This window comes from Streptomyces sp. P9(2023) (genome assembly GCF_032436795.1).
Taxonomy (GTDB): domain Bacteria; phylum Actinomycetota; class Actinomycetes; order Streptomycetales; family Streptomycetaceae; genus Streptomyces.
Genome location: NZ_JAUPWM010000018.1, coordinates 18881 through 40206, shown reverse-complemented (window position 1 = coordinate 40206; position 21326 = coordinate 18881). Strand labels below are relative to the sequence as shown.

The window sequence follows — 21326 nt, the reverse complement described above, 5'->3', positions numbered from 1 at the left end:
CCCAGGTCACCGTTTCTCTTCCACCAGCTGCTTGAAGTGCTCCAGGTCGGTCCGTACGAGCCGCTCCATCGCCTGCACCTGGGCGAAGCCCTTCGGCCCGCCGAAGGTGTCCTTGACGGTGCCCGGGTCGTACTCGACCCGCGCCTGGACCCGGGTGTGCTCCTGGTCGATGGGCAGCAGAGAGAAGGATCCCGACATATCAGGACCGCTCGTGGTCTTCCACCGCATCAGGTGTTCCTGGTCGCGGTCGGTGATCTCGGCCTGGATCTCCTTCGTCCGGCCGCCCATGTCCGTGCTCAGGCGCGCCCGGGTCTCGCCCTCCGGGCGGGCCTCGCGGACTCCTTCGAGGAACCGCGGATACGCCTCCACGCGGTGGAGGCCGTCCCATGCTGTCTGGATCGGCGCGTCGACATCGATCTGTTCTACGAGCCTGCTCATCACGCACCTCGCTGTCCGTGTGCTCGCGCTCGACTCGTGCTTCAGCCCGCCGGGGGCCTCACGCAGCCTGGGCTGGATGGGGCCCTCACCCACCATCGTAGGTTCCGCGCCACCACTTCTCCTGCTGCCGAAGGACGGCGAAGGGTCGTCCTCCCGCGGCCGACGCGCCACCGGGTCAGCGACGGAGGGCGGTCTTCCCGTCTCCGCAGAACGTGACCTCGGTCCGGCCGACGGCGTTCTCGCCGCGCGTCTCGAAGCTGAACGTGTCGCCGTCGTAGTGGGTCAGCGGGTACGTCCGGGGCCCGGGACCGATCCGGGGGCCGAGGCCGCCGTCGACTTCGGCGACCGTCGCCCGGCCGTAGTAGTCGCTGCGGTACGTGCCGGTGTAGGCGTCGGCGTCCTACGCGGGTGCCGCGTCGGCCGGCCGGCGCGAGTAGTCCGTCTCCGACCGGTCCGCGTCCACCTGCTGCTGGTAGAGGCCGTCGACCAACGGGATCCAGTCGCGGCTGGATCCCGTTCTGGGCGATGTCGAAGAAGTCGAGGGCGACGGGGTCAGCCACGCCCGCCGGGGCGCCGTTGGTGAGGACGACGATGCCGAGCCTTGAGCCGGAAGCCGGGGAGGTTCGGGGCGATGGGCTTCCCCCAGCCCTCGACGCCGACGGCCTGGGCGACGACCGTCGACGCGTCCGGCTTCGAGAGGGACGCCGGCTGGAAGACGGTGTCGCCGTCGACCTTCGCCTCCTCGCCGGCCTTCCGCACGCCGAACCCTGGAGGTGGACCACCACGTCGTCGTGGACGACGGCGACCGCGACGCCCGGAACTCCGGTACGTTCCATGGCCTGGAGCGGTCGCGCCCAACAGGGCCGTCAGCCCGGCCCTAGCCGGCCATCGGACGGTACCCACGCTTCCATTCAACGCCCGGGAGCGTCCTTATGTCGTGCGCAACTGGCGCGGTGCGGTGGTCACCCAGGCCGCCGCCTCCTCGACGGTCGTCGCCACCGGGACGCCCTCCGGGACGGGCGGACGGCGGACGATCACGACCGGGATGTTCGCCTCCCGGGCGGCCGCGAGTTTGGGGGCGGTCGCGGCCGCCCCGCTGTCCTTGGTGACGAGGACGTCGATGCGGTGGCGGGCGATCAGTTCCCGCTCGCCGGCCAGGGCGAACGGCCCCCGGTCCAGGAGGACTTCGGTGCGGGCGGGCATGGGTCCGTCCGGGGCGTCGACCGACCGTACGAGGAACCACTGCGGGCAGTCCGCGAAGGCCGCGAGGCCCATCCGCCCGGTCGTCAGGAACACCCGGTCTCCCAGCCCGTCCAGGGCCCGTGCCGCCTCCGTCAGAGAGGCGACCTGGTGCCAGTCCTCCCCCGCCGCCGGGACCCAGCCGGGGCGCCGCAGGGCCAGCAGGGGAACATGGGCGGTGGCGGCCGCCCGGGCCGCGTTGAAGCTGATGGTCTCCGCGAAGGGATGGGTGGCGTCGATGACCGCGTCCACGGCGTGCGCGCGCACCCACTCGACCAGCCCCTCGACGCCACCGAAGCCGCCGATCCGGACCTCCCCGGCCGGCAGCCGGGGCGCGGCGACCCGTCCTGCGAGCGAGCTGGTGACCCGTACCGTCGCGGCGCAGGAGCCGTGGAGACGTTCGGCGAGGGCGCGGGCCTCGCTGGTCCCGCCGAGAATGAGTACGTGCACGGGAGCCATGGGAGTCCCTTCATGAGTGCGGGCGGCGGGCGCGACGCCCAACTCAAGCACACCGGTCTGCGCCCCGGCTGGACGACCGGTGCCTGCGCGACGGCGGCGACGACGGCCGCCTACACGGCGCTGCTCGCCGGCGACTTCCCCGACCCGGTGACGATCACGCTGCCGAAGGGCCAGCGGCCGGCGTTCGCGCTCGCGGCGGAAGAGCTGTCCGGCGGGGCGGCGATGGCGGCGGTCGTGAAGGACGCGGGCGACGACCCGGACGTCACCCACGGCGCGCTGATCCGCTCGACGGTACGGCTCCTCCCGGCCGGCTCCGGCATCGTCTTCCGGGCCGGTCCCGGCGTCGGTACGGTCACCCTGCCGGGCCTGCCCCTGGAGGTCGGCGAACCGGCGATCAACCCGGTGCCGCGCCAGATGATGCGCGAGCACGTGGCGGAGGTCGCGGCGGCGCACGGCGGGAGCGGCGACGTGGAGATCACGGTCTCCGTCGACCACGGCGAGGAGATCGCCCGCTCCACCTGGAACCCCCGGATCGGCATCCTCGGCGGCCTGTCGATCCTCGGCACGACCGGCGTGGTCGTCCCCTACTCCTGCTCGGCGTGGATCGACTCCATCCGGCGGGGCGTGGACGTGGCCCGCGCGGCGGGCCTGACGCATGTGGCGGGCTGCACCGGCTCCACCTCGGAGAGGACGGTGTCCACGCTCTACGACCTCCCGGAGATCGCCCTGCTCGACATGGGCGACTTCGCGGGCGCCGTCCTCAAGTACATCCGCCGCCACCCGGTCGACCGGCTCACGGTCTGCGGCGGCTTCGCCAAGCTCTCCAAGCTCGCGGCGGGCCATCTGGACCTCCACTCCGCCCGCTCCCAGGTCGACAAGGCCTTCCTCGCCGACCTGGCCCGTACGGGCGGCGCGTCGGAGGCCCTGGCGGCGGAGATCGCGGAGGCGAACACCGGCCTGGCCGCCCTCCGCCTCTGCGAGGCGGCCGGCGTCCCGCTCGGCGACCTGGTCGCCACCCGCGCCCGCGACGAGGCCCTGGCGGTCCTGCGCGGCGCCCCGGTCGCGGTGGACGTGATCTGCATCGACCGCGCGGGCACGGTGGTGGGGCGCTCGGCGGCGGCGGGGCCGTAGCAGTACCGGCATAGCGGATGCGGCGGGTACCGCCCGAACCTAGGCTGGCCACGGCAGAACCCCTATCGAGAGGGAGTCCCATGGCGAAGCGCGGCAACAAGAAGCGGGCCCGCAAGAAGAAGAAGGCGAACCACGGCAAGCGGCCCAACGCCTGATCCGTGGTGGTGTCGCCGGCCGGACCCCTCGGCGGGGCCCGGCCGCGTCGTGTCAGAGCACGTTCAGGTCCACCGTCTCCGCCATCACCTTGTAGCCGAGCGCGTTCGGGTGGACGCCGTCGCCCACGTCGTACGCCGGGTTGAGCAGGTCCGACCGGCCCGGGGCCGGGTCGGACAGGGCCCGGTCGAAGTCGACGACCGCGTCGTACGCGCCGCTCGTCCGGATCCAGTCGTCGACCTCGTCGCGGACCGCCTCGATCGCCTCGAAGTCCGCCACCGGGAACTGCGGCGCCGCCCTGGAGCCCCTGACCGGGATCATCGTGCCGCCGACCGCCCTGATCCCCTTGGCGTGGGCCGCGCGGATCAGCGCCCGGTGGCCCTCGATGAGCTGCGCCGCCGTCACCTTGGTGTTCGGGGCGCTGCACGGGAAGACGCTCGCGTCCGCGTAACCCATCAGCAGGTCGTTGGTGCCCTCCAGGACGACGACCGTGCCCACCCGGGGCTGGTTGAGGACGTCCCGCGAGAAGCGGGCGGTGGCCTTCTCGCCGAAGCAGGCGGAGTCGTTGAGGACCCGGTTGCCGCCGATGCCGAGGTTGAGCACCGGCCGCGGGGCGCCCGCGGCGGCGAGGCGGCGGGCCAGCTGGTCGGGGTAGCGGTCGTCGGCGCCCACCGTCGCGCCGTAACCGTCGGTGATCGAGTCGCCGAAGGTCGCGACCGCCCGGCGGGTGGGCGCGCCCGCCACCTCCACGCCTTCGAGGACGTACCAGGAGTTGCTCGACTCGGTGTAGGCGCCCGCGCCGGTGTCCCGCAGGTGGTCGCCGCTCGCGCGGTACGAGAGCCCCTGGGCCAGGTCGTGGTAGGTCGCCGGGCCGGTCGCCCCGGCGAAGTACAGGGTCACCGTCAGCCGCTCGTCCGCCCGGACCGGCAGCCGGACCGCGTCGCTGACCGCCTTCGCCCCGACGAGGAGGCCGGCCAGCGCTGCGGCCGTCAGCGGGGCGCGGTGCGGAGTGCGGTGCGGGTCGCGGTGCGGGGTGGTGGTCATCGTCGTTCCTCTCTCGTTCGTCAACCCGCTGACGGAGCAAGGGAGTCGGATGTGACCGGCCGCCCGGGAGAACCTCAGCAGACGTGTCGTTCCCGCGCCGGGTCGTACAGGTGGCTGTCGCGGAACTGGGAGGCCGCCAGCGTGCGGCCGACCAGGATGACCGCCGTCTTCGTGATCCCGGCCGCCTTCGTCTGGTCCGCGATGTCCGCCAGGGTGCCCCGCAGGACGAGCTCGTCCGGGCGGCTGGCCATCGCCACGACCGCCGCCGGGCAGTCCGCGCCGTAGTGCGGTTCCAGCTCGGCGACGACCCGGTCGACGTAGCGGGCCGCCAGGTGCAGGACGAGCAGCGCGCCGCTGCGGCCGAGGGTCGCCAGGTCCTCGCCCTCCGGCATCGGGGTGGCCTGCTGGGCGATGCGGGTCAGGATGACCGTCTGGCCGACGGTCGGGACGGTCAGCTCGCGCTTCAGCGCGGCGGCCGCCGCCGCGAACGCCGGGACGCCCGGCACGACCTCGTACGGGATGTCCAGCGCGTCGAGGCGGCGCATCTGCTCCGCGACCGCGCTGAAGACGGACGGGTCGCCCGAGTGCAGCCGCGCCACGTCCTGCCCCTCCTCGTGGGCGCGGACGATCTCGGCGACGATCCGGTCCAGGTCCAGGTCCGCCGTGTCCACCAGACGCGCGTCCGGCGGGCACTCGGCCAGCAGCTCGCGCGGCACCAGGGAGCCGGCGTACAGGCAGACCCCGCAGGCGGCCAGCGTGCGGGCGCCGCGCAGCGTGATCAGGTCGGCCGCGCCCGGGCCCGCGCCGATGAAGTAGACGGTCATGCTCCAACTCCTGCCTTCGTTACGGACCACTGCGTGACCGGCATCGCCTGCCGCCAGCCGGTGAAGCCGCCCACCGGTACGGCCTGGGCCACCGCGAGTCGGACCAGCTCCCCGCCGCGCTCGCCGTACCAGCGCGCGAGCAGCGTCTCAGACTCCAGAGTCACCGTGTTGGCGACAAGGCGGCCGCCGGGCGGCAGCGCGGCCCAGCAGGCGTCGAGCAGGCCGGGGGCGGTCAGGCCGCCGCCGATGAAGATCGCGTCGGGGGTGGGGAGGGCGGCGAGACCGTCGGGGGCGGAGGCCGTGACGACCTGGAGCGCGGGGACGCCGAGGGCGGAGGCGTTGCGGGCGATGCGCTCGGCCCGTACGGCGTCCTTCTCGACGGCGACGGCCCGGCAGGACCGGTCCGTACGCATCCACTCGATGCCGATCGAGCCCGAGCCGCCGCCGATGTCCCAGAGCAGCTCCCCGGGCGCGGGCGCGAGCGCGGCGAGCGTCGCGGCGCGGACGTACCGCTTGGTGAGCTGGCCGTCGTGCTCGTACGCCTCGTCCGGCAGCCCGGGCCCGGCGCCGAGCCGCAGCGCGTCGGGGGAGCGGACGAGGTCGAGGGCGATCACGTTCAGGGCGTCCACGGGGTCGGCCGTCCAGTGCTGCGCCGTACCGTTCACGATCCGCTCGCGGTCCGAGCCGAGCTGCTCCAGGACACGCATCCGGCTCCCGCCGAAGCCCCTCTCCCGCAGCAGACCGGCGACGGCGGCGGGGGTCCGAGCGCCCTCGCTCAGGACGAGAAGCCGACGGCCGTCGTGCAGGGAGGCGGTGAGCGCCGCGAGGGCCCGGCCCACCAGCGAGACGGTCTCCACGGCCTCCACGGCCCACCCGAGCCGGGCGCAGGCGTACGAGACGGAGGAGGGGTGCGGCAGGACGTGCAGGCGCTCGGCGCCCACCGTCTCGGCGAGCGTGCGGCCGATGCCGTAGAACATCGGGTCCCCGCTCGCGAGGACGGCCACGGAGCGCCCCTCGTGGGCGGCGAGCAGTCCCGGGACGGCGGGCCGCAACGGTGACGGCCAGGCGATCCGCTCACCGGGGCACTCGGCGGCGGGCAGCAGGTCGAGCTGCCGGGGGCCGCCGATCAGGACCTCGGCGGCGCCGAGGACGCGTCGCGACCGCGCGGGAAGGCCGTCCCAGCCGTCCGCGCCGATCCCGACGACCGATATCGCGGATGTCGCAGCTGGAAGTACGGGGCTCACGTCGGCGAACTCTACGGGAGCCCTTCCCCGCCCTTACTTCTGGGCGTTCTGCCCCACGTAGAAGAGCAGCCACACGAAGCCCGCGAACGCGTGCGTGGCGAAGACGTACACGAAGACGCGCAGGGCGACGCCGCGTTCCTTCCAGCGCTCGTAGTCGGACATGGGCACAAGGGTACGGGCCGGGAAGGGCGGAACCCCGGGCCCGGGAATAGGGCGGGGGGTCGCGCCGTTGGTGGAGATAGTTTACGATTCAACCAATAGCAGCGAGGCGAGAGGCCAGAGGTGAGCACGATGCAATTCGGGATCTTCACCGTCGGTGACGTGACGACCGACCCCACGACCGGCCGCACCCGGAGCGAGCACGAGCGGATCAAGAACACCGTCGCCATCGCGCTCAAGGCGGAGGAGGTCGGGCTCGACGTCTTCGCGACCGGTGAGCACCACAACCCGCCGTTCGTGCCCTCCTCGCCGACCACCCTCCTCGGCCACATCGCGGCCCGTACGGAGCGGCTGATCCTCTCCACCTCCACGACGCTGATCACCACCAACGACCCGGTGAAGATCGCCGAGGACTACGCGACCCTCCAGCACCTCGCCGACGGCCGGGTGGACCTGATGATGGGGCGCGGCAACACCGGCCCGGTGTACCCGTGGTTCGGCCAGGACATCCGCCAGGGCATTCCGCTCGCCATCGAGAACTACGCGCTCCTCCACAGGCTGTGGAGGGAGGACGTGGTCGACTGGGAGGGCAAGTTCCGCAGCGCGCTGCAGGGCTTCACCTCGACGCCCCGCCCGCTGGACGGCGTCCCGCCGTTCGTCTGGCACGGCTCCATCCGCTCCCCCGAGATCGCCGAGCAGGCCGCGTACTACGGCGACGGCTTCTTCGCCAACCACATCTTCTGGCCCAAGCAGCACACCGAGAAGATGGTCCGCCTCTACCGCCAGCGGTACGCGCACTACGGCCACGGCACCCCCGAGCAGGCCGTCGTCGGCCTCGGCGGCCAGGTCTTCATGCGCAAGAACTCCCAGGACGCGGTACGGGAGTTCCGCCCGTACTTCGACAACGCGCCGGTCTACGGCCACGGTCCGTCCCTGGAGGAGTTCAGCCGCGAGACCCCGCTGACCGTCGGCTCCCCGCAGGAGGTGATCGAACGGACCCTGTCCTTCCGGGAGTACGCCGGCGACTACCAGCGCCAGCTCTTCCTGGTCGACCACGCCGGTCTGCCCCTGAAGACGGTCCTGGAGCAGCTCGACATCCTCGGCGAGGAGGTCGTCCCGGTGCTCCGCAAGGAGTTCGCGAACCTGCGGCCCGCCGGCGTCCCGGAGACCGCCCCGCTCCACCCCGCCGTCACCCGCACCGCCACCCCGCAGAACCAGGAGGCGTAGGTCATCATGCAGACCCTGAAGCTGGTCGCCGTGTCCGCCGGGCTCAGCGCGCCGTCCTCCACCCGGCTGCTCGCCGACCGCCTCGCCACGGCGGCCCGGGGGCGGCTGACGGAGCAGGAGTACGCGGTCGAGGTCGAGGTGGTCGAGTTGCGCGACCTCGCCGTCGACATCGCGAAGAACTTCGTGACCGGCTTCCCCTCCGGGCAGCTCCAGGCGGCGATCGACGCGGTGACCGGCGCCGACGGGGTGATCGCGGTGACGCCCGTCTTCACCGCCTCGTACAGCGGTCTGTTCAAGTCCTTCTTCGACCTGATCGACCCGGCCGCGCTGACCGGCAAGCCGGTGCTGATCGGCGCGACCGGCGGCACGGCCCGGCACTCCCTCGTCCTCGACCACGCGCTGCGCCCGCTCTTCGCCTATCTGCGGGCCCTCGTCGTGCCGACGGCCGTCTACGCGGCGTCGGAGGACTGGGGTTCGGGCGGCGACGAGACGCTTCCCATCGGTTTTGGCGGGGACGGCCTGCCGTCCCGGATAGCCCGGGCGGGACACGAGTTCGCCGACGTCGTCGCGGCCAGGGGCCCGGCCGGTGCGGCGGACGACGACGAGGTCGTGCCGTTCGAGCGGCAGCTCGCGGACCTGCGCCTGGACTAGCCGTCTCTTACGTTGGGGGCAGATGTGCCGTACAGCGAACGGAGATCGACATGGCCGGCAGGATCGTGGTGGGCGTCGACGGTTCGGAGCCGTCCCTGAAGGCGCTGCGGTGGGCGGCCGGGCAGGCCGCCCTCACCGGGGACGAGCTCCAGGCGGTGGTCGGGTGGGAGTACCCGGCGTCCTGGGCGGCAGCGCCCGGCATGCCGCCGGAGTTCAACCCCGAGCTGCTGGCCGAACAGTTCCTGGAGGAGTCCCTGACCAAGGCACTGGCCCCGGACGTGGCCGCCGGCGTCACCCGCACGGTCGTCGCCGGCAACCCGGCACAGGCCCTGGTCGACCAGGCCAGGGGCGCGTCCCTCCTCGTCGTCGGCGACCGCGGCCACGCCGGCTTCAAGGCAGCGGTCCTGGGCTCCGTCTCCACCAGGGTGACCCAGCACGCACCGTGTCCTGTGGTGGTCGTACGGGGCGAGTAGTCACGCGATCGTGGCGGCGCGCAGTCATCACGCGTTCGGGAAGCGCCCCGCGCACCGCTGGCGCATGATGCCCTCATGGACATCAAGCTCGAACTGATCGGCGTGCCCGTCACCGATGTGGACAGGGCCAAGGCCTTCTACGAGAAGGTCGGCTTCAACGCCGACCACGACGTGACCGTCAGCGACGACATCCGCTTCGTCCAGATGACCCCGCCGGGCTCGGCCTGTTCGATCGCCTTCGGCAAGGGGATCACGGAGATGACGCCGGGCTCCCTCGACAACATGCAGGTCGTCGTCAAGGACATCGAGGCGGCGCACGCCGACCTCTCCGGGCGCGGCGTCGAGGTCAGCGAGATCGACGACCAGCCCTGGGGCTCGTTCGTCTACTTCGCCGACCCGGACGGCAACCGCTGGGCGGTCCAGCAGACCACCCCGCGCGGGAAGTGATCACTTGCGGTTGTAGAGCCGCATCGTGATCGCCCCGAAGACCACCACGAACACCGCCGACCACCCCAGCGACCAGGCGATGTCCGCCGCCGGCCAGTTCCCGGCCATCAACTCCCGTACCGCCGTCGCCAGATGCGTGACCGGGCTGTTGTTGACGAAGGCCTGCAGCCAGCCGGGCATCGTGCTGGGGTCGACGAAGACGTTGGACAGGAACGTCAGCGGGAAGATCACCATCATGCTGACGCCCATGACCGACTTCTCGCTGCGCAGCATCAGACCGAACATGGTCCAGATCCACGAGAAGGCGAACGCGAACACCACCAGCAGTGCGACCCCGAGCAGTACGCCGGCCAGCCCGCCGTCCGGCCGGTAGCCGATGATGATGCCGACCGTGAGCATCACGGCGGAGGCGATCAGATAGCGCACGACGTCGCCGAGCAGATAGCCGACCATCGGCGCGGGCCGCCAGATCGGCAGCGTACGGAAGCGGTCGAAGACGCCCTTCTCGATGTCGGTGTTGACCGAGACGCCCGTGTACATCGTGATCATCACGACGCTCATCACGAGGATGCCCGGCAGCAGGAACTGGATGTACTCCGAGACCGAGCCGGCCAGCGCGCCTCCGAAGAGGTACGTGTACATCAGCACCATCATGATCGGGAACGCCGTCACGTCGAACAGCTGCTCCGGCACGTGCTTGATCTTCAGCATGGCCCGCCAGCCGAACGTCAGCGACGCGGAGAGCGCGCTGGGGCGCGGTGGGCGGGAGTGGCCGACGAACAGCGCCGCGAGCTCGTCCGCCTTCGGGGCGACGAGGTCGAGGGTGTCGGTGGACTGCGTGTCCTTGCCGGTGGTGACGGTCGTCATGCCGCCGTTCCTTTCCTGTCCGTCAGCGCCAGGAACACCTCGTCGAGGCTGGGCTGGCCGAGCGCGAAGTTGTCGACCGTGATCCCGGCCCGCGCCAGCTCCGCCAGGGCGCGGGCGGCCTGTTCGGCGGCGCCCAGGTCCGTGCCGTGACCGTTGACGGTGGCGGTGAGCGCGACCGGGTCCGCGTCGAGTTGCACGGTGGCCTTCAGCGCGCCGGCGAGGACCCGCTCGGCCTCCGGGCGCTGCTCGGCCTCCCGGAGCCGTACGTGCACCGATCCCGAGCCGACGGACGCCTTCAGCTCGCCCTTCGTACCCTCCGCGATGACCTTGCCGTGGTCGATGACGGCGATACGGGAGGCCAGCTGGTCCGCCTCGTCCAGGTACTGGGTGGTCAGCATGACCGTGGTGCCCTGGGCGACCACGGCGCGGACGATGTCCCAGACCTGGTTGCGGGAGCGCGGGTCGAGGCCGGTCGTCGGTTCGTCGAGGAAGAGCAGGTCGGGGGTGTTGAGGATGGACGCGGCGATGTCGATCCGGCGCCGCATGCCGCCCGAGTAGTTCTTGACCTGCTTGTCGGCGGCCTCCGCGAGCCCGAAGGCTTCGAGCAGCTGCGCGGAGCGCTCGCGGGCGTCGGGGCGGGTGTGGCCGAGGAGTCTGGCGAGCAGGACGAGGTTCTCGGTGCCGGTCAGGTCCTCGTCGACGGAGGCGTACTGCCCGGTGAGGCTGACGCGGCCGCGCACGGTGTCGGCGTCCTTGACGACGTCCTTGCCGAAGACGCGGGCCTCGCCGCCGTCGGGGCGCAGCAGGGTCGCGAGCATCTTGACGGCGGTGGTCTTGCCGGCGCCGTTGGGGCCGAGGACGCCGTAGACGGTCCCGGCGGGGACGCGTAGGTCGATGCCGTCGACGGCCCGGTTCGTGCCGAAGACCTTGACCAGGCCCTCGGTCTCGATGGCGAGGTCGGTCATGCGGTGTCCTCCGGGCGTCCGGGTGCGGGTCCGTATCCCAGTCTCACGCGGAGTCGGCCGGGATGCCAGGGAGAACGCCAGTGCGCGGGGACGGGGGCGGGGTGGAGCGGGCGGGAGGACCGTTTCTCCGCCGTGGGCCCACCGGCGTCCTGCCGTTGTCCTGCCGTACGGCGGAGGTGCTGCCGGTGGCGTCGCTACGCCACCGGTCCTGCCGCTACGGCGCTACGGCGCTACGGGGTTACGGGGTTACGGCGCTACGGCGCTACGGCGCTACGCGGTTACGGCGACGGGCGCGCCGGGGGCTTCGACGTGCGGCGGGCCGGCAGCGGGGGTGTGGCCGGCTCGTGGGTGTAGAAGAGGTAGAACGCGGTGACGAAGGTGCCCGCCGCCACCACCAGGCCGAGGATCGCCCCGGACAGCACGCTGGCGTCGGAGAGGCTGAACAGGAAGCCGACCGCGCCGCCCGCGAGCGCCGCCCAGGCCGCCGCGCGCAGTTCGCGCGGCAGGACGCCGCCCCACTGCCGCAGGGCGTACACCGCTCCGGCGAGCACGATGCCGGAGACCAGTCCGAGCACCACCTGACCCCAGGTGATGACGCCGCCCGAACGCTGGATGGCGGCGGCGTAGATGCCGTACGCGAGACCCAGCGTCACGGGGAGACCCCAGCCGTGGGTGCTCAGGTGCCGTCGCGTCGGTACCGCTGCGTGTGCGGCCATGGCAGGAGCTCCTTCACTCTCGCCCCCTCACCCCGATCCTCACCCTCAAGGGCACACCCGGAGCCCCCGCCCGCGCAACCGGACGGCCGATCGCACGGGGTCCTGGGCCAGGTCAGCCCGCCGGTCGTACCGCCACCGCGTCGATCTCGAAGAGCATCCCGGGCAGCGCGAGCGCGGCGACGCCGCTGAGCGTCTGCGCGGGCAGCCGGTCGCCGAACGCCCCGTTCAGCGCCTTGCCGAGCACCTCCAGCTTCGCGAGGTCGTGATCGACGATGTACGAGCCGAGGCGCACGACGTGCTCGAAGGAAGTAAGGGCCGACACCCACATGTCGGCTCAGACGTCCGCCATGCCGGCTCAGACGTTGGCGAACCAGCGGCGGATACGGTCCGGGGCCGCCGGCGCCTGCCGCTCCGCCTGCTCCCGTACGCCGTCCAGCGTCCGGGCCGCCAACTCCCGCCGCCAGGCCAGCTCCGCCGCGCCCATGGCCCCCGCGATCGCGCACTCGGCGGCGTAACCGGGCGCGGGCCCCGCACCTGGTCCCTGCTGCCGGATCTCGGTGCAGCGGAACGCCTCGTCCGGGCCCTCGATCGCCGTGACGACATCCATCAGGGTGATCCGGTCCAGCGGTCGCGCCAGCCGGAAACCCCCCTTGGGCCCGGAGGCCGAGCTGAGGATCCCGGCCCGGGTGAGCGCCTGGAGCTGCTTGTTGAGGTAGGGCGCGGGCAGCTCGTGGTACGCCGCGAGGCGCGCCGCCGTCACCGCCCGCTCCGGCCCGATCCAGGCCAGGTTGAGGCAGCTGTGCAGCGCCCATTCGACGCCCTCGTTCATCCTCATATCCTGGATACTAGACATCCAGGATAGCCAGGGCAAACCGTTTCCTCCCTACCCCTACGACTCGGCCGCCAGCTCCGCGAGCCGCGCGAGCGCTCCCTCCAGGACCCGTACGGGCGGCGACGCAAGCCCCACCCGTACCGCGTCGGCCGCCCCCCGTCCCAGCCCGAGCCCGCGCCCCGCCCCCGAGCCGGACCCCCGCCCGTCCACCGCGAACGCCGGGCCCGGGGTCAGCGCGATCCCGCGCTCCGCCGCGGCGGCCACGAAGGTCTCCGCCCGCCAGGGCGGCGGCAGCTCCCACCAGCAGTAGTACGCGTGCGGCGAGGTACGGATCCGGTACGCACCCAGGTGCCGCCGCACGACCGCGTGCCGGGCCGCCGCGTCCGCGCGCTTGGCCGCCACGACCTCCTCGACCGTGCCGTCCACCGCCCACCGCGTCGCCGCCGCCAGCGCGAGCCCGCCCACCGCCCACGCCCCGGAGCGCAGCGCCCGCGCGAGGTCCTCGGCGACACCGGCGTCCGGCGCGACGAGATACCCGGCGGTGAGGCCGGGCGCGAGGCGCTTGGAGAGGCTGTCCACGAGCACGACCCGCTCGGGGGCGTACGCGACAAGCGGTGCGGGTACGTCGGGTAGGCCCGGCACGTCCGGACCGCCCGGCACACCCGGCACGTCCGGACCGCCCGGCACACCCGGCACACCCGGTACGAGAAACGCCCACGTGGTGTCCTCGATCGCCGTGAGCCCCGACTCCCGCAGCACACCCGCGAGTTCGGCCCGTCGCCCCGAACTCGCCGTCAGGGAGAGCGGATTGTGCAGGGTCGGCTGGACGTACACGGCGGAGAGGGGGCCCGCGCGGTGGGCCGCCGCCAGCGCGTCCGGCCGCATCCCCTCCCCGTCGAGCCCGATCGGCACGAGCCGTACCCCCATCCGCTCCGCCACCGTCTTGACCAGCGGATACGTCAAGGCCTCCACGCCCAGCGCACCCCCGGGCGGTACGAGCGCGGAGAGCGCCGCCGCGATGGCCTGGCGGCCGTTGCCCGCGAAGAGGACCCGGTCGGGGTCGGGCCGCCAGCCCGGCCGGGCGAGCACCCGCGCCGCTGCGGCGCGCGCCTCCGCCGTACCGGTGGCCGCCGCAGGCCGCCCGGTCTCCTCGCCGAACACGTCGGCCCTGGCGAGGGCCGCGAGCGCCCGCGCCATCAGCTCCGACTGCCCTTCCACCACCGGGTAGTTGAGCTGGAGGTCGACCGGCGCGTCCCCGGTCGCCTCGGCGAGGGCGAGCGCGGCACCGGGCGGCGGCGGAGCCGCCCGTACGAACGTGCCCCGCCCGACCTCGCCGACGACAAGACCGCGCCGCGCCAGCTCCCCGTACACCCGGATCGCGGTCGAGTTGGCGATCCTGTGGCGGCGGGCGAGCACCCTCCCCCTACGCCCAGGGGCGTGGGGGGACCCCCAGCGGGGGCAGCCGGTCACCGGGGCGCAGCCGCCCGTCGGCGATCCGCCGGGCGATCAGATCGGCGATCCTCCGGTACTCCTCCACGCCACACCCCTCCTGCGTCATTGCACCGAGAGCAAAGGATCTCATTGCACCGAGAAGGATCACCGACCTAGCCTCTGACCATGCCTTCCGCAGAGATCAACGGACTCACGATCGGCTACGAGGACAAGGGCACGGGCACCGGCCCCGCGCTCGCCCTGGTCCACGGCCACCCCTTCGACCGCTCGATGTGGCACCACCAGATCGACCGCTTCTCCGCAACGCACCGGGTCGTCGCCCCCGACCTGCGCGGCTACGGCGCCACCACCGTCGTCCCGGGCACGACCCCGCTCTCCGCCTTCGCCGAGGACCTGGCGGCGCTCCTCGACCACCTCGGCATCGAGGAGTTCGTGCTCGGCGGCCTCTCCATGGGCGGCCAGATCGTCATGGAGTGCTACCGCCTCTTCCCGGACCGGATCCGCGGCCTGGTCCTCGCCGACACGTTCCCGGCCGCCGAGACGGAGAAGGGCAGGGCGGGCCGCCGCGCACTCGCCGAACGTCTCGTACGCGAGGGGATGACGGGCTACGCCGACGAGGTACTGGACCGGATGGTCGCCCCGTACAACACGCACGCCGCGCCCCACGTCCACCGGATGATGCGGGCCACCGACCCGGAGGGCGCGGCGGCGGCGCTGCGCGGCCGGGCCGAGCGGCCCGACTACCGCGAGCTGCTCACCACCGTCTCCGTACCGGCACTGGTGGTGGTCGGCCGGGACGACGCGTACACGCCGGTGGCGGACGCGGAGGCGATGCACGCGGCGCTGCCGGACTCGACGCTGGTGGTGGTCGAGCGGGCGGCGCACATGCCGAACCTGGAGCGCCCGGAGGAGTTCGACGCGGCGCTGTCGGCATTTCTCGAAGCCCTCTGAACTTCCTCCGACTCACTCGTTCGGCGCAGTTGAAAGTTCGGTTCCGGACAATCGCTCCGACGATGGGTCCATGAGCCAGAACACCGCACCGCCCCGTCAGCAGCCCACCGGGTCCAGCGCCGCCTGGGCCTCCGGCGGCACCCTCTTCGCCGGCATCCTGATGCTGGTCATCGGCATCATGGACATCCTGCAGGGCATCGCCGCCATCGCCGAGGACGACGTCTACGGCCGCGTCGGGGACTACGTCTTCAAGTTCGACCTGACGAGCTGGGGCTGGATCCACCTGGTCCTCGGCGTGCTCGTCACCGTCTCCGGATGGGGAATCCTCAAGGGCTCCGAGTGGGGCAGGGTCGGCGGTATCACGCTGGCCTCCCTGAACGTCATCGCCCAGTTCATGTTCCTGCCGTACCAGCCCTGGTGGGCGCTGTTCTCCATGGCCATCTCGATCTTCGTGATCTGGGCGCTGGCCACGGATGAGACCTCCTTCGGGAAGGACGAGGTGTGACCGCCCGCACCGGCGTCCTCGCGGTGTCCGCCGCGGTCCTCCTCGCCGTGACGGTCACCGGCTGCTCCGAGGAGGACCAGCAGAAGGCGAGCGACATCGTCTCCTCGGCGACGGCGGCCGCGGCCTCGGCCGCGGAGGAGAAGATGAACGAGGTCAAGGACGGGGTGAACGCGACCGGCGACGTGAAGGCCGGCCCGACGAAGACGGACGGGGACCGGACCACCGCCGAGATCACCGCCACCAACCCCCAGGACAAGAACGCCGACTACACGATCATGGTCAACTTCCGTGACGATGGCGGGAATCTGCTCGACGCCGTCGTCCTGAACATCGACGCGGTCGAGCCGGGGAAGTCCAAGACCGGTACGGCGCGCAGCAACCGCACCCTGTCGGGCACGACGACGGCCGAGGTGGCCCAGGCGCTGCGACACTGACGGAGTGGAGCAACTCCTGGCAGCTCACCCGTCATCCGTGCCCGAGCCCGCCCCGACGACCCCCCGGCCCGGACGGCGCCTCGCCGCCTGGGCCGCCGGTCTGCTCGTGGCCGCCCCGACGGTTGTCACCGGCTGCCGGCTCCTCGACGTGGACGCGCTGACTCCCGTACCGCAGGCGCTGTCGTTCCTGCCCTGGCTGGCCGTCCCGGCCGCAATGGCGGTCCTGCTCGCCCTGTCGGCGCGGCGCCGCCTCCTGGCCGCCTGGTCGCTCCTCGTCGCCCTGACCACGGCCTGGTTCACGCTGCCGTACGGCCCGGACGTCACGACGGCGCGCGGCCCGGTGGTGGAACGGCTCAGGGTGCTGGCGTCCAACGTCGAGTTCGGCGAGGCGACGGATGCCCTGGTGGAGATGGCACGGCGGGAACGGCCACACCTGATCTACGTCTCCGAGTGCGACCGAGGATGCGTCCGTACCCTCACGTCCGCCCTGGCGGGGAGCCACCCGCATCGGGCGGTGGTGGACGGCGAGGGCTCGACGGGCTCGGTGATCCTGAGCGTGTACCCGCTGGCCGCGCGGCCCCCGATCCCGGCCGCGATGGGGATGCCGGGCGCGGTCGCGCGGATCGGCGGCCGGGACGTCGAGGTGCGCCTCGCGCATCCGCTGCCACCGATCCCGCGCCAGGTCGACGCGTGGAAGCGGGAGCTGGGCCGGGTGGCGGAGTACGCGGGCACCGTGCGCCGCACCGGGGCCCCGCTCATCCTGGCCGGCGACTTCAACGCGTCCCAGGACCACGCCGCCCTCCGCGCGGTCCTCGACGCGGGCCGCCTCCACGACGCGGCCCGCCTCGCGGACGCCGCCCGCACCCCGACGTGGCCGCGCGAGCTGCCGCTGCCGCCGTACGTTCAGATCGACCATGTGCTGGTCAGCGACGACTTCCGGGTCCGCGGGGTGCGCTTCCTCGACCTGCCGGGCTCGGACCACCGGGCGGTCCTGGCCGAGCTCGACCTGCACACGGGCCGCTGATCGGCCACGCTGGATTACATGGACCACATGTACGACGACGAGCAGATCCTCGCGAACATCGGCGCCCTCGTCGAGGAGGAACGGGCCCTGCGCCAGCGCATGGGCGGCCTGCTCCCGGAGGAACGAACCCGGCTCGCCGAGCTGGAGGTCCAACTGGACCAGTGCTGGGACCTGTTGCGCCAACGCCGAGCGAAGGAGGAATTCGGCGAAGACCCCGACACAGCAGCGGTCCGCCCAGCAGCCGAAGTGGAGGGCTACCGCAACTGACCAGTACGCCCAGCCCAAGGCCCCTGCCGGGCGGCCGCGTAGGCACAGGCGCCGGGCGGCGGGGCAGAACGGGGTGAAGCCGGGCGTACCGTGAGCCCATGGCGCGACCCGGACGACGACTTGTACCGCCTCCCTGGCTGACCGCCGGGCTGCGGCCCGCGGCCGCGCCGATTCCGTGGGCCGCCGTCGCGCGGGCGTCCGTCGCACTCTCCGCGCCGCTGGCCGTGGGGTTCGCCGTGGAGCAGCCCGTGTACGGGGCGCTGGTGTCCATGGGGGCGCTCTCCGGGGTCATCGGGGACACCGCCGACGCGTACCGGATGCGGTTCTACAACATCGCCGTCCCCCAGCTCTTCGGCGCTCTCGGGGTCACGCTCGGGAGCCTCGTGTTCGGGGACGGATGGCAGGCCGTCGTCGTACTCACCCTCATCGCGCTCGTCTCCGGGATGATCTCGTCCATCGGCGCCGTCGCCTCCGTGTCCGGGCTGCTCCTGCTGCTCAACGCCGTCGTCGGCGCCGGGCTGCCCATGCCCGAGCCCTGGTGGAAGCCGCCCCTGCTGCTCGCCCTCGGCGGCGCCGTCGTCCTCGTCCTGACCCTGCTCGGCTGGCCGCTGCGCGGACTCGCCCCGGAGCGGCGTGCCGTCGCCGGCACCTACCGGGCCCTCGCCGATCTGCTCGAAGCCACCGGCACCAGCGAGTACGAGGAGAGGCGCCACGCCGTCACCACCTCCCTCAACCAGTCGTACGACCTCGTCCTCGCCCGCCGTACCCGCGAACACGGCCGCGCCCCGATCCTCGTCCGGCTGCTCGCCCAGCTCAACGCCGTCATCCCGCTCGTCGAAGCCGCGCCGGCCGCCCAGGTCGCCGCCGCCCGCTTCCACCGCCCCCTGGCGCCCGCCGTCCCCGCCGCCGTGCGCGAACTCGCCGACGCGATCGAGGAGGGCCGCACCGGCACGCCCGTCCTCGACCTCCCGCCCGCCACCCGCCCCGCCGAGAAGGCCGTCGACCACGCCCTGCGCTACGCCGCCACCGTCGTCCACCAGGCCGAACCCAACCCCTACAACGTCGACGACCGGCTCGGCCGCCCCGCCGCCCTCCGCGTCCGGGTCCGCCGCGTAGCCCGGGGCGTCCTGTTCTCCGAGGCCTCCTGGCGGTACGGGCTGCGGCTCGCGCTCTGCATCGGCCTCGCCCAGGCGCTGGTCTCGCTCATCGACGTACCGCGCTCGTACTGGGTCGCCCTCACCGTCACCTTCGTCATGAAGCCCGACTTCGGTTCCGTGTTCTCCCGCGCCGTGCTGCGCGCCTTCGGGACCGCCGTCGGGCTCGTCACCGCCGCGCTCGTCCTCGCCGAAGTGCCGCGCGGATGGTGGGACGTGCCGGTGATGATCGTGCTCGCCGCGCTGATCCCCGCCTTCTCGGCGAAGGGGTACGCCTTCCAGACCGCGGCCATCACTCCCGTCATCCTGCTGCTCTCCGACCTCCTCAACCGGCAGGGCTTCGACCTCGTCCTGCCCCGGCTCTACGACTCCCTCATCGGCTGCGGGATCGCGCTCGTCGCGGGCTATCTCCTCTGGCCCGAGTCCTGGCACAGCCGCATCGGCGACCGGCTCGCGGACGCCGTCGCCGACGCCGCCGCCTATCTCGCGCGGGCGTTCTGCTCCCCCGAGGAGGAGGACCCGGGCGCGCGCGTGCGGGCCCGGCGGAAGCTGTACCGCGATCTGTCCGCCGTACGCTCCGAGTTCCAGCGCGCCCTCACCGAACCGCCGCCGACCGGCACCGTCGCCGCCGCCTGGTGGCCGCTGGTCGTCGCCGTGGAACGGATCGTCGACGCCACGACCGCCGCCCGGGTGCGCGTCAACCACGGCGCCCCGCCCCCGGACGCGGAGGAAGTCTCCGCCGTGGAGCAGCAGTTGCGAGAGCTCGCGGACGGATTGCGGGGCGCGGAGGTACTGGTGGAGGTACGGGCCGAGCTGACCGGCGACGAGGAGAGCGTCCTCGCGCCGCTCCGCCAGGAGGTGAGCGCCGCCCGCGCGATCGCCACCCCCCGCGCGGCAGCCGCCGACTGAAAGCCCGGAACGCCACCCCTCTCCCCCTGCCGCGTCCCGCCAAACACCCCTCCGGGGGCGTACGGATGCCCTTACCGGCGGTCACTGAACGGAAGCCTCCATACCGCCGTTACCGGAATCCGTAGGTGCGACTACGATGCGCTCGATTCACCTTGATCCGTGCACGGTCCGGCGAACAACTCACTCGGCGAGCACGGTCACTCCGTCCTGCACCGCTCCCGTGCCCCCCAAGGACATCCGCCATGCGCACGACCACCGGCAGAGGGCTCCAGCCCAATGTTCTCGGGACCTTCGACACCATCGTCATGGCCGTCGCGGGCAGTGCGCCCGCCTACTCCCTGGCCGCGACCAGCGCCGTGCTGTTCGGGGCGGTCGGCCTGGCGGGGCCCGCGGCGCTGCTCTACTGCGCGATCCCGATGCTCGGCATCGTCCTCGCCTACGCGCGCCTCGGCCGGATCGACGTCAACGCGGGCGCCGGATACTCCTGGGTGGGCCGTACGCTCCACCCCTTCCTCGGCTTCCTCTCAGGCTGGGCCCTCGTCGTCTCCGCGACCGTGTTCATGGTCGCCGGTTCGCTGCCCGCCGGCGCGCTGACGCTCTCCCTCATCGACCCCGGGCTCGCCGACAACACCCCGCTCGCCGCCGCCGTCGGCGCCGGCTGGTTCCTGATGATGCTGCTCGTCGTCCTGGGCGGCGCCCGGCTCACCGTACGGGCCCAACTGCTCATGTCGGGCGTCGAGATGCTCATCCTCGTCGCGTTCGTCCTCGCCGCGCTGCTGCACCGCGGGAACGCGACCGCCTTCGACTGGTCCTGGTTCGGCTTCGGCCACTTCGACGGCCCGGCCGGCTTCGCCTCGGGCGCGCTGATCGCCGCGTTCTACTACTGGGGCTGGGACGTCACCAGCAACCTCAGCGAGGAGACCCGCGACAGCCGTCGTACGGCCGGGCTTGCCGCGCTGGTCGGCGTCGGCGTCGTCTTCCTGGTCTTCGAGGCGTTCACGATCGCGGTGAACGTACTGCTGACCTCCGACCAGATCGAGCAGGGCGGCGCGAACGTCCTCGCCGTCCTCGGTCAGGAAATCTGGCCCGGCGTCGGCGGAAAGCTGCTGGTCGCGGCCGTCCTGCTGTCGACCGTCGCCACCCTGGAGACCACCCTCATCCAGGTCACCCGCTCGCTCTTCGCGATGGGCCGGGACCGCACCATGCCGACCGCGCTCGGGACCGTGCACCGGCGCTGGAACACCCCCTGGGTCGCCATCGCCGCCGTCGGGGGCGCGGCGCTGCTGATGTTCGGCGCCGCGGCGGCCGCCGGTTCGATGGGGCGGATCCTGCGGGACGCGGTCTCCGCGATCGGCCTGCTGATCGCGTTCTACTACGCCCTCGCGGGCCTCGCCGCCGTCGTCGCGTACCGGCGGATGCTGCTGACGTCCGTCGGGAACTTCCTCGTCGGCGGGGTGTGGCCGCTGCTCGGGTCCGCGTTCATGCTGTGGGCGTTCGTGGAGTCGCTCGGCGAACTGTCCACGACGGCCCTGGTCGTCGGCCTCGGCGGGCTGCTCGTGGGCGTGGTGCCGATGCTCGTGTACTGGCGCAAGGGCAGCGCGTACTACCGGCCCGCCCGGCTCGACGCGGCGCGCGCGCTGGCCGCGGCGGAACCCTTCGCACCGAGCACACCCCGGGCCCGCCGCGCGGACGAATCGCTGTCGACGGACTTCTGACGGGGAGCACACTCTCCCCTTCCGGCTGGTGACTTCCGGCTTGTGA

Annotated in this window: 24 protein-coding genes and 3 pseudogenes; 13 read left to right on the top strand and 14 right to left on the bottom strand. The window is 72.7% G+C overall.

Features of this window, described 5'->3' with window-relative positions; all coding sequences use genetic code 11:
* Nucleotides 1-6: 6 nt before the first annotated feature.
* From Q5762_RS22375 to Q5762_RS22360, 4 genes and pseudogenes are all read right to left on the bottom strand, one after another.
* Nucleotides 7-438, bottom strand: a complete 432-nt coding sequence (locus Q5762_RS22375) for an SRPBCC family protein (protein WP_315893981.1) — start codon at nt 436-438, stop codon at nt 7-9.
* A 175-nt stretch (nt 439-613) separates the two neighbouring features.
* Nucleotides 614-772: pseudogene (locus tag Q5762_RS22370) on the bottom strand (hypothetical protein); the annotation flags it as partial.
* 218 nt (nt 773-990) lie between these two features.
* Nucleotides 991-1197, bottom strand: coding sequence for a hypothetical protein (locus tag Q5762_RS22365; protein WP_315893980.1), 207 nt, complete (start codon nt 1195-1197; stop codon nt 991-993).
* Nucleotides 1198-1368: 171 nt separating this feature from the next.
* Nucleotides 1369-2127, bottom strand: coding sequence for a cobalt-precorrin-6A reductase (locus Q5762_RS22360; protein ID WP_315893979.1), 759 nt, complete (start codon nt 2125-2127; stop codon nt 1369-1371).
* A 21-nt stretch (nt 2128-2148) separates the two neighbouring features.
* Between Q5762_RS22360 and Q5762_RS22355 the strand changes: the two genes are divergently transcribed.
* Complete coding sequence (locus Q5762_RS22355; protein WP_315893978.1) at nt 2149-3267, top strand: cobalt-precorrin-5B (C(1))-methyltransferase; 1119 nt, start codon at nt 2149-2151, stop codon at nt 3265-3267.
* 80 nt (nt 3268-3347) lie between these two features.
* Nucleotides 3348-3422: a 50S ribosomal protein bL37 gene (locus Q5762_RS40015; protein ID WP_099895366.1), complete on the top strand. Its 75-nt coding sequence runs from the start codon at nt 3348-3350 to the stop codon at nt 3420-3422.
* 52 nt (nt 3423-3474) lie between these two features.
* Here Q5762_RS40015 and Q5762_RS22350 read toward each other — a convergent pair whose 3' ends face one another.
* The 4 genes from Q5762_RS22350 to Q5762_RS22335 all read right to left on the bottom strand — a co-directional run bounded on the left by Q5762_RS22350 (nt 3475) and on the right by Q5762_RS22335 (nt 6694).
* The gene (locus tag Q5762_RS22350) at nt 3475-4464 is read right to left on the bottom strand and encodes an SGNH/GDSL hydrolase family protein (RefSeq protein ID WP_315893977.1); all 990 of its coding nucleotides are present in this window, start codon (nt 4462-4464) and stop codon (nt 3475-3477) included.
* Nucleotides 4465-4538: 74 nt separating this feature from the next.
* Complete coding sequence (cobM, locus tag Q5762_RS22345; RefSeq protein ID WP_315893976.1) at nt 4539-5288, bottom strand: precorrin-4 C(11)-methyltransferase; 750 nt, start codon at nt 5286-5288, stop codon at nt 4539-4541.
* Nucleotides 5285-6532, bottom strand: a complete 1248-nt coding sequence (cbiE, locus tag Q5762_RS22340) for a precorrin-6y C5,15-methyltransferase (decarboxylating) subunit CbiE (protein ID WP_315893975.1) — start codon at nt 6530-6532, stop codon at nt 5285-5287. Before cbiE ends, cobM begins: the two co-directional genes overlap by 4 nt.
* 33 nt (nt 6533-6565) lie before the next feature.
* Nucleotides 6566-6694 carry a DUF6126 family protein gene (locus Q5762_RS22335; protein ID WP_315893974.1) on the bottom strand — a complete coding sequence of 43 codons (129 nt, stop codon included), beginning with the start codon at nt 6692-6694 and terminating at the stop codon, nt 6566-6568.
* Between the two features lie 129 nt (nt 6695-6823).
* Here Q5762_RS22335 and Q5762_RS22330 point away from each other — a divergent pair, with 129 nt between their 5' ends.
* From Q5762_RS22330 to Q5762_RS22315, 4 genes are all read left to right on the top strand, one after another.
* A complete protein-coding gene (locus Q5762_RS22330; RefSeq protein ID WP_315893973.1) occupies nt 6824-7918 on the top strand; it encodes an LLM class flavin-dependent oxidoreductase in 1095 nt (364 codons plus the stop codon).
* A gap of 6 nt (nt 7919-7924) precedes the next feature.
* On the top strand, nt 7925-8569 hold the full coding sequence (locus tag Q5762_RS22325) for an FMN reductase (protein WP_315893972.1): 645 nt from the start codon (nt 7925-7927) through the stop codon (nt 8567-8569).
* A gap of 50 nt (nt 8570-8619) precedes the next feature.
* Nucleotides 8620-9042 (top strand): universal stress protein, encoded by a 423-nt coding sequence (locus Q5762_RS22320; protein ID WP_315893971.1) that lies wholly within the window; start codon nt 8620-8622, stop codon nt 9040-9042.
* A gap of 75 nt (nt 9043-9117) precedes the next feature.
* A complete protein-coding gene (locus tag Q5762_RS22315) occupies nt 9118-9489 on the top strand; it encodes a VOC family protein (RefSeq protein ID WP_315893970.1) in 372 nt (123 codons plus the stop codon).
* Here the strand turns inward: Q5762_RS22315 and Q5762_RS22310 are convergent, their stop codons facing one another.
* The 6 genes and pseudogenes from Q5762_RS22310 to Q5762_RS22285 all read right to left on the bottom strand — a co-directional run bounded on the left by Q5762_RS22310 (nt 9490) and on the right by Q5762_RS22285 (nt 14427).
* A complete protein-coding gene (locus Q5762_RS22310) occupies nt 9490-10356 on the bottom strand; it encodes an ABC transporter permease (RefSeq protein ID WP_315893969.1) in 867 nt (288 codons plus the stop codon).
* Complete coding sequence (locus Q5762_RS22305; RefSeq protein ID WP_315893968.1) at nt 10353-11321, bottom strand: ATP-binding cassette domain-containing protein; 969 nt, start codon at nt 11319-11321, stop codon at nt 10353-10355. Before Q5762_RS22305 ends, Q5762_RS22310 begins: the two co-directional genes overlap by 4 nt.
* Nucleotides 11322-11599: 278 nt before the next feature.
* Nucleotides 11600-12037 carry a hypothetical protein gene (locus tag Q5762_RS22300; protein WP_315893967.1) on the bottom strand — a complete coding sequence of 146 codons (438 nt, stop codon included), beginning with the start codon at nt 12035-12037 and terminating at the stop codon, nt 11600-11602.
* Between the two features lie 112 nt (nt 12038-12149).
* A pseudogene (locus tag Q5762_RS22295) lies at nt 12150-12341 on the bottom strand (RidA family protein); the annotation flags it as partial.
* 51 nt (nt 12342-12392) lie between these two features.
* On the bottom strand, nt 12393-12866 hold the full coding sequence (locus Q5762_RS22290) for an Rrf2 family transcriptional regulator (RefSeq protein WP_315894079.1): 474 nt from the start codon (nt 12864-12866) through the stop codon (nt 12393-12395).
* Between the two features lie 60 nt (nt 12867-12926).
* A pseudogene (locus Q5762_RS22285) lies at nt 12927-14427 on the bottom strand (PLP-dependent aminotransferase family protein).
* Between the two features lie 59 nt (nt 14428-14486).
* Here Q5762_RS22285 and Q5762_RS22280 point away from each other — a divergent pair.
* The 7 genes from Q5762_RS22280 (at nt 14487) to Q5762_RS22250 (ending at nt 21280) form a co-directional block, all read left to right on the top strand.
* Entirely contained in the window at nt 14487-15272 is a 786-nt protein-coding gene (locus Q5762_RS22280) for an alpha/beta fold hydrolase (RefSeq protein ID WP_315893966.1), read from the top strand.
* Nucleotides 15273-15342: 70 nt separating this feature from the next.
* Nucleotides 15343-15777, top strand: a complete 435-nt coding sequence (locus Q5762_RS22275; protein ID WP_315893965.1) for a hypothetical protein — start codon at nt 15343-15345, stop codon at nt 15775-15777.
* Nucleotides 15774-16211, top strand: a complete 438-nt coding sequence (locus Q5762_RS22270) for a hypothetical protein (RefSeq protein WP_315893964.1) — start codon at nt 15774-15776, stop codon at nt 16209-16211. The genes Q5762_RS22275 and Q5762_RS22270 overlap by 4 nt, the downstream gene beginning before the upstream one ends.
* 37 nt (nt 16212-16248) lie before the next feature.
* Complete coding sequence (locus Q5762_RS22265) at nt 16249-17235, top strand: endonuclease/exonuclease/phosphatase family protein (RefSeq protein ID WP_315893963.1); 987 nt, start codon at nt 16249-16251, stop codon at nt 17233-17235.
* A gap of 18 nt (nt 17236-17253) precedes the next feature.
* Nucleotides 17254-17502 (top strand): DUF2630 family protein, encoded by a 249-nt coding sequence (locus Q5762_RS22260; protein WP_399495231.1) that lies wholly within the window; start codon nt 17254-17256, stop codon nt 17500-17502.
* A gap of 98 nt (nt 17503-17600) precedes the next feature.
* A complete protein-coding gene (locus Q5762_RS22255) occupies nt 17601-19565 on the top strand; it encodes an FUSC family protein (RefSeq protein ID WP_315893962.1) in 1965 nt (654 codons plus the stop codon).
* A gap of 242 nt (nt 19566-19807) precedes the next feature.
* Entirely contained in the window at nt 19808-21280 is a 1473-nt protein-coding gene (locus tag Q5762_RS22250; RefSeq protein WP_315893961.1) for an APC family permease, read from the top strand.
* The last annotated feature ends 46 nt before the right edge of the window (nt 21281-21326 follow it).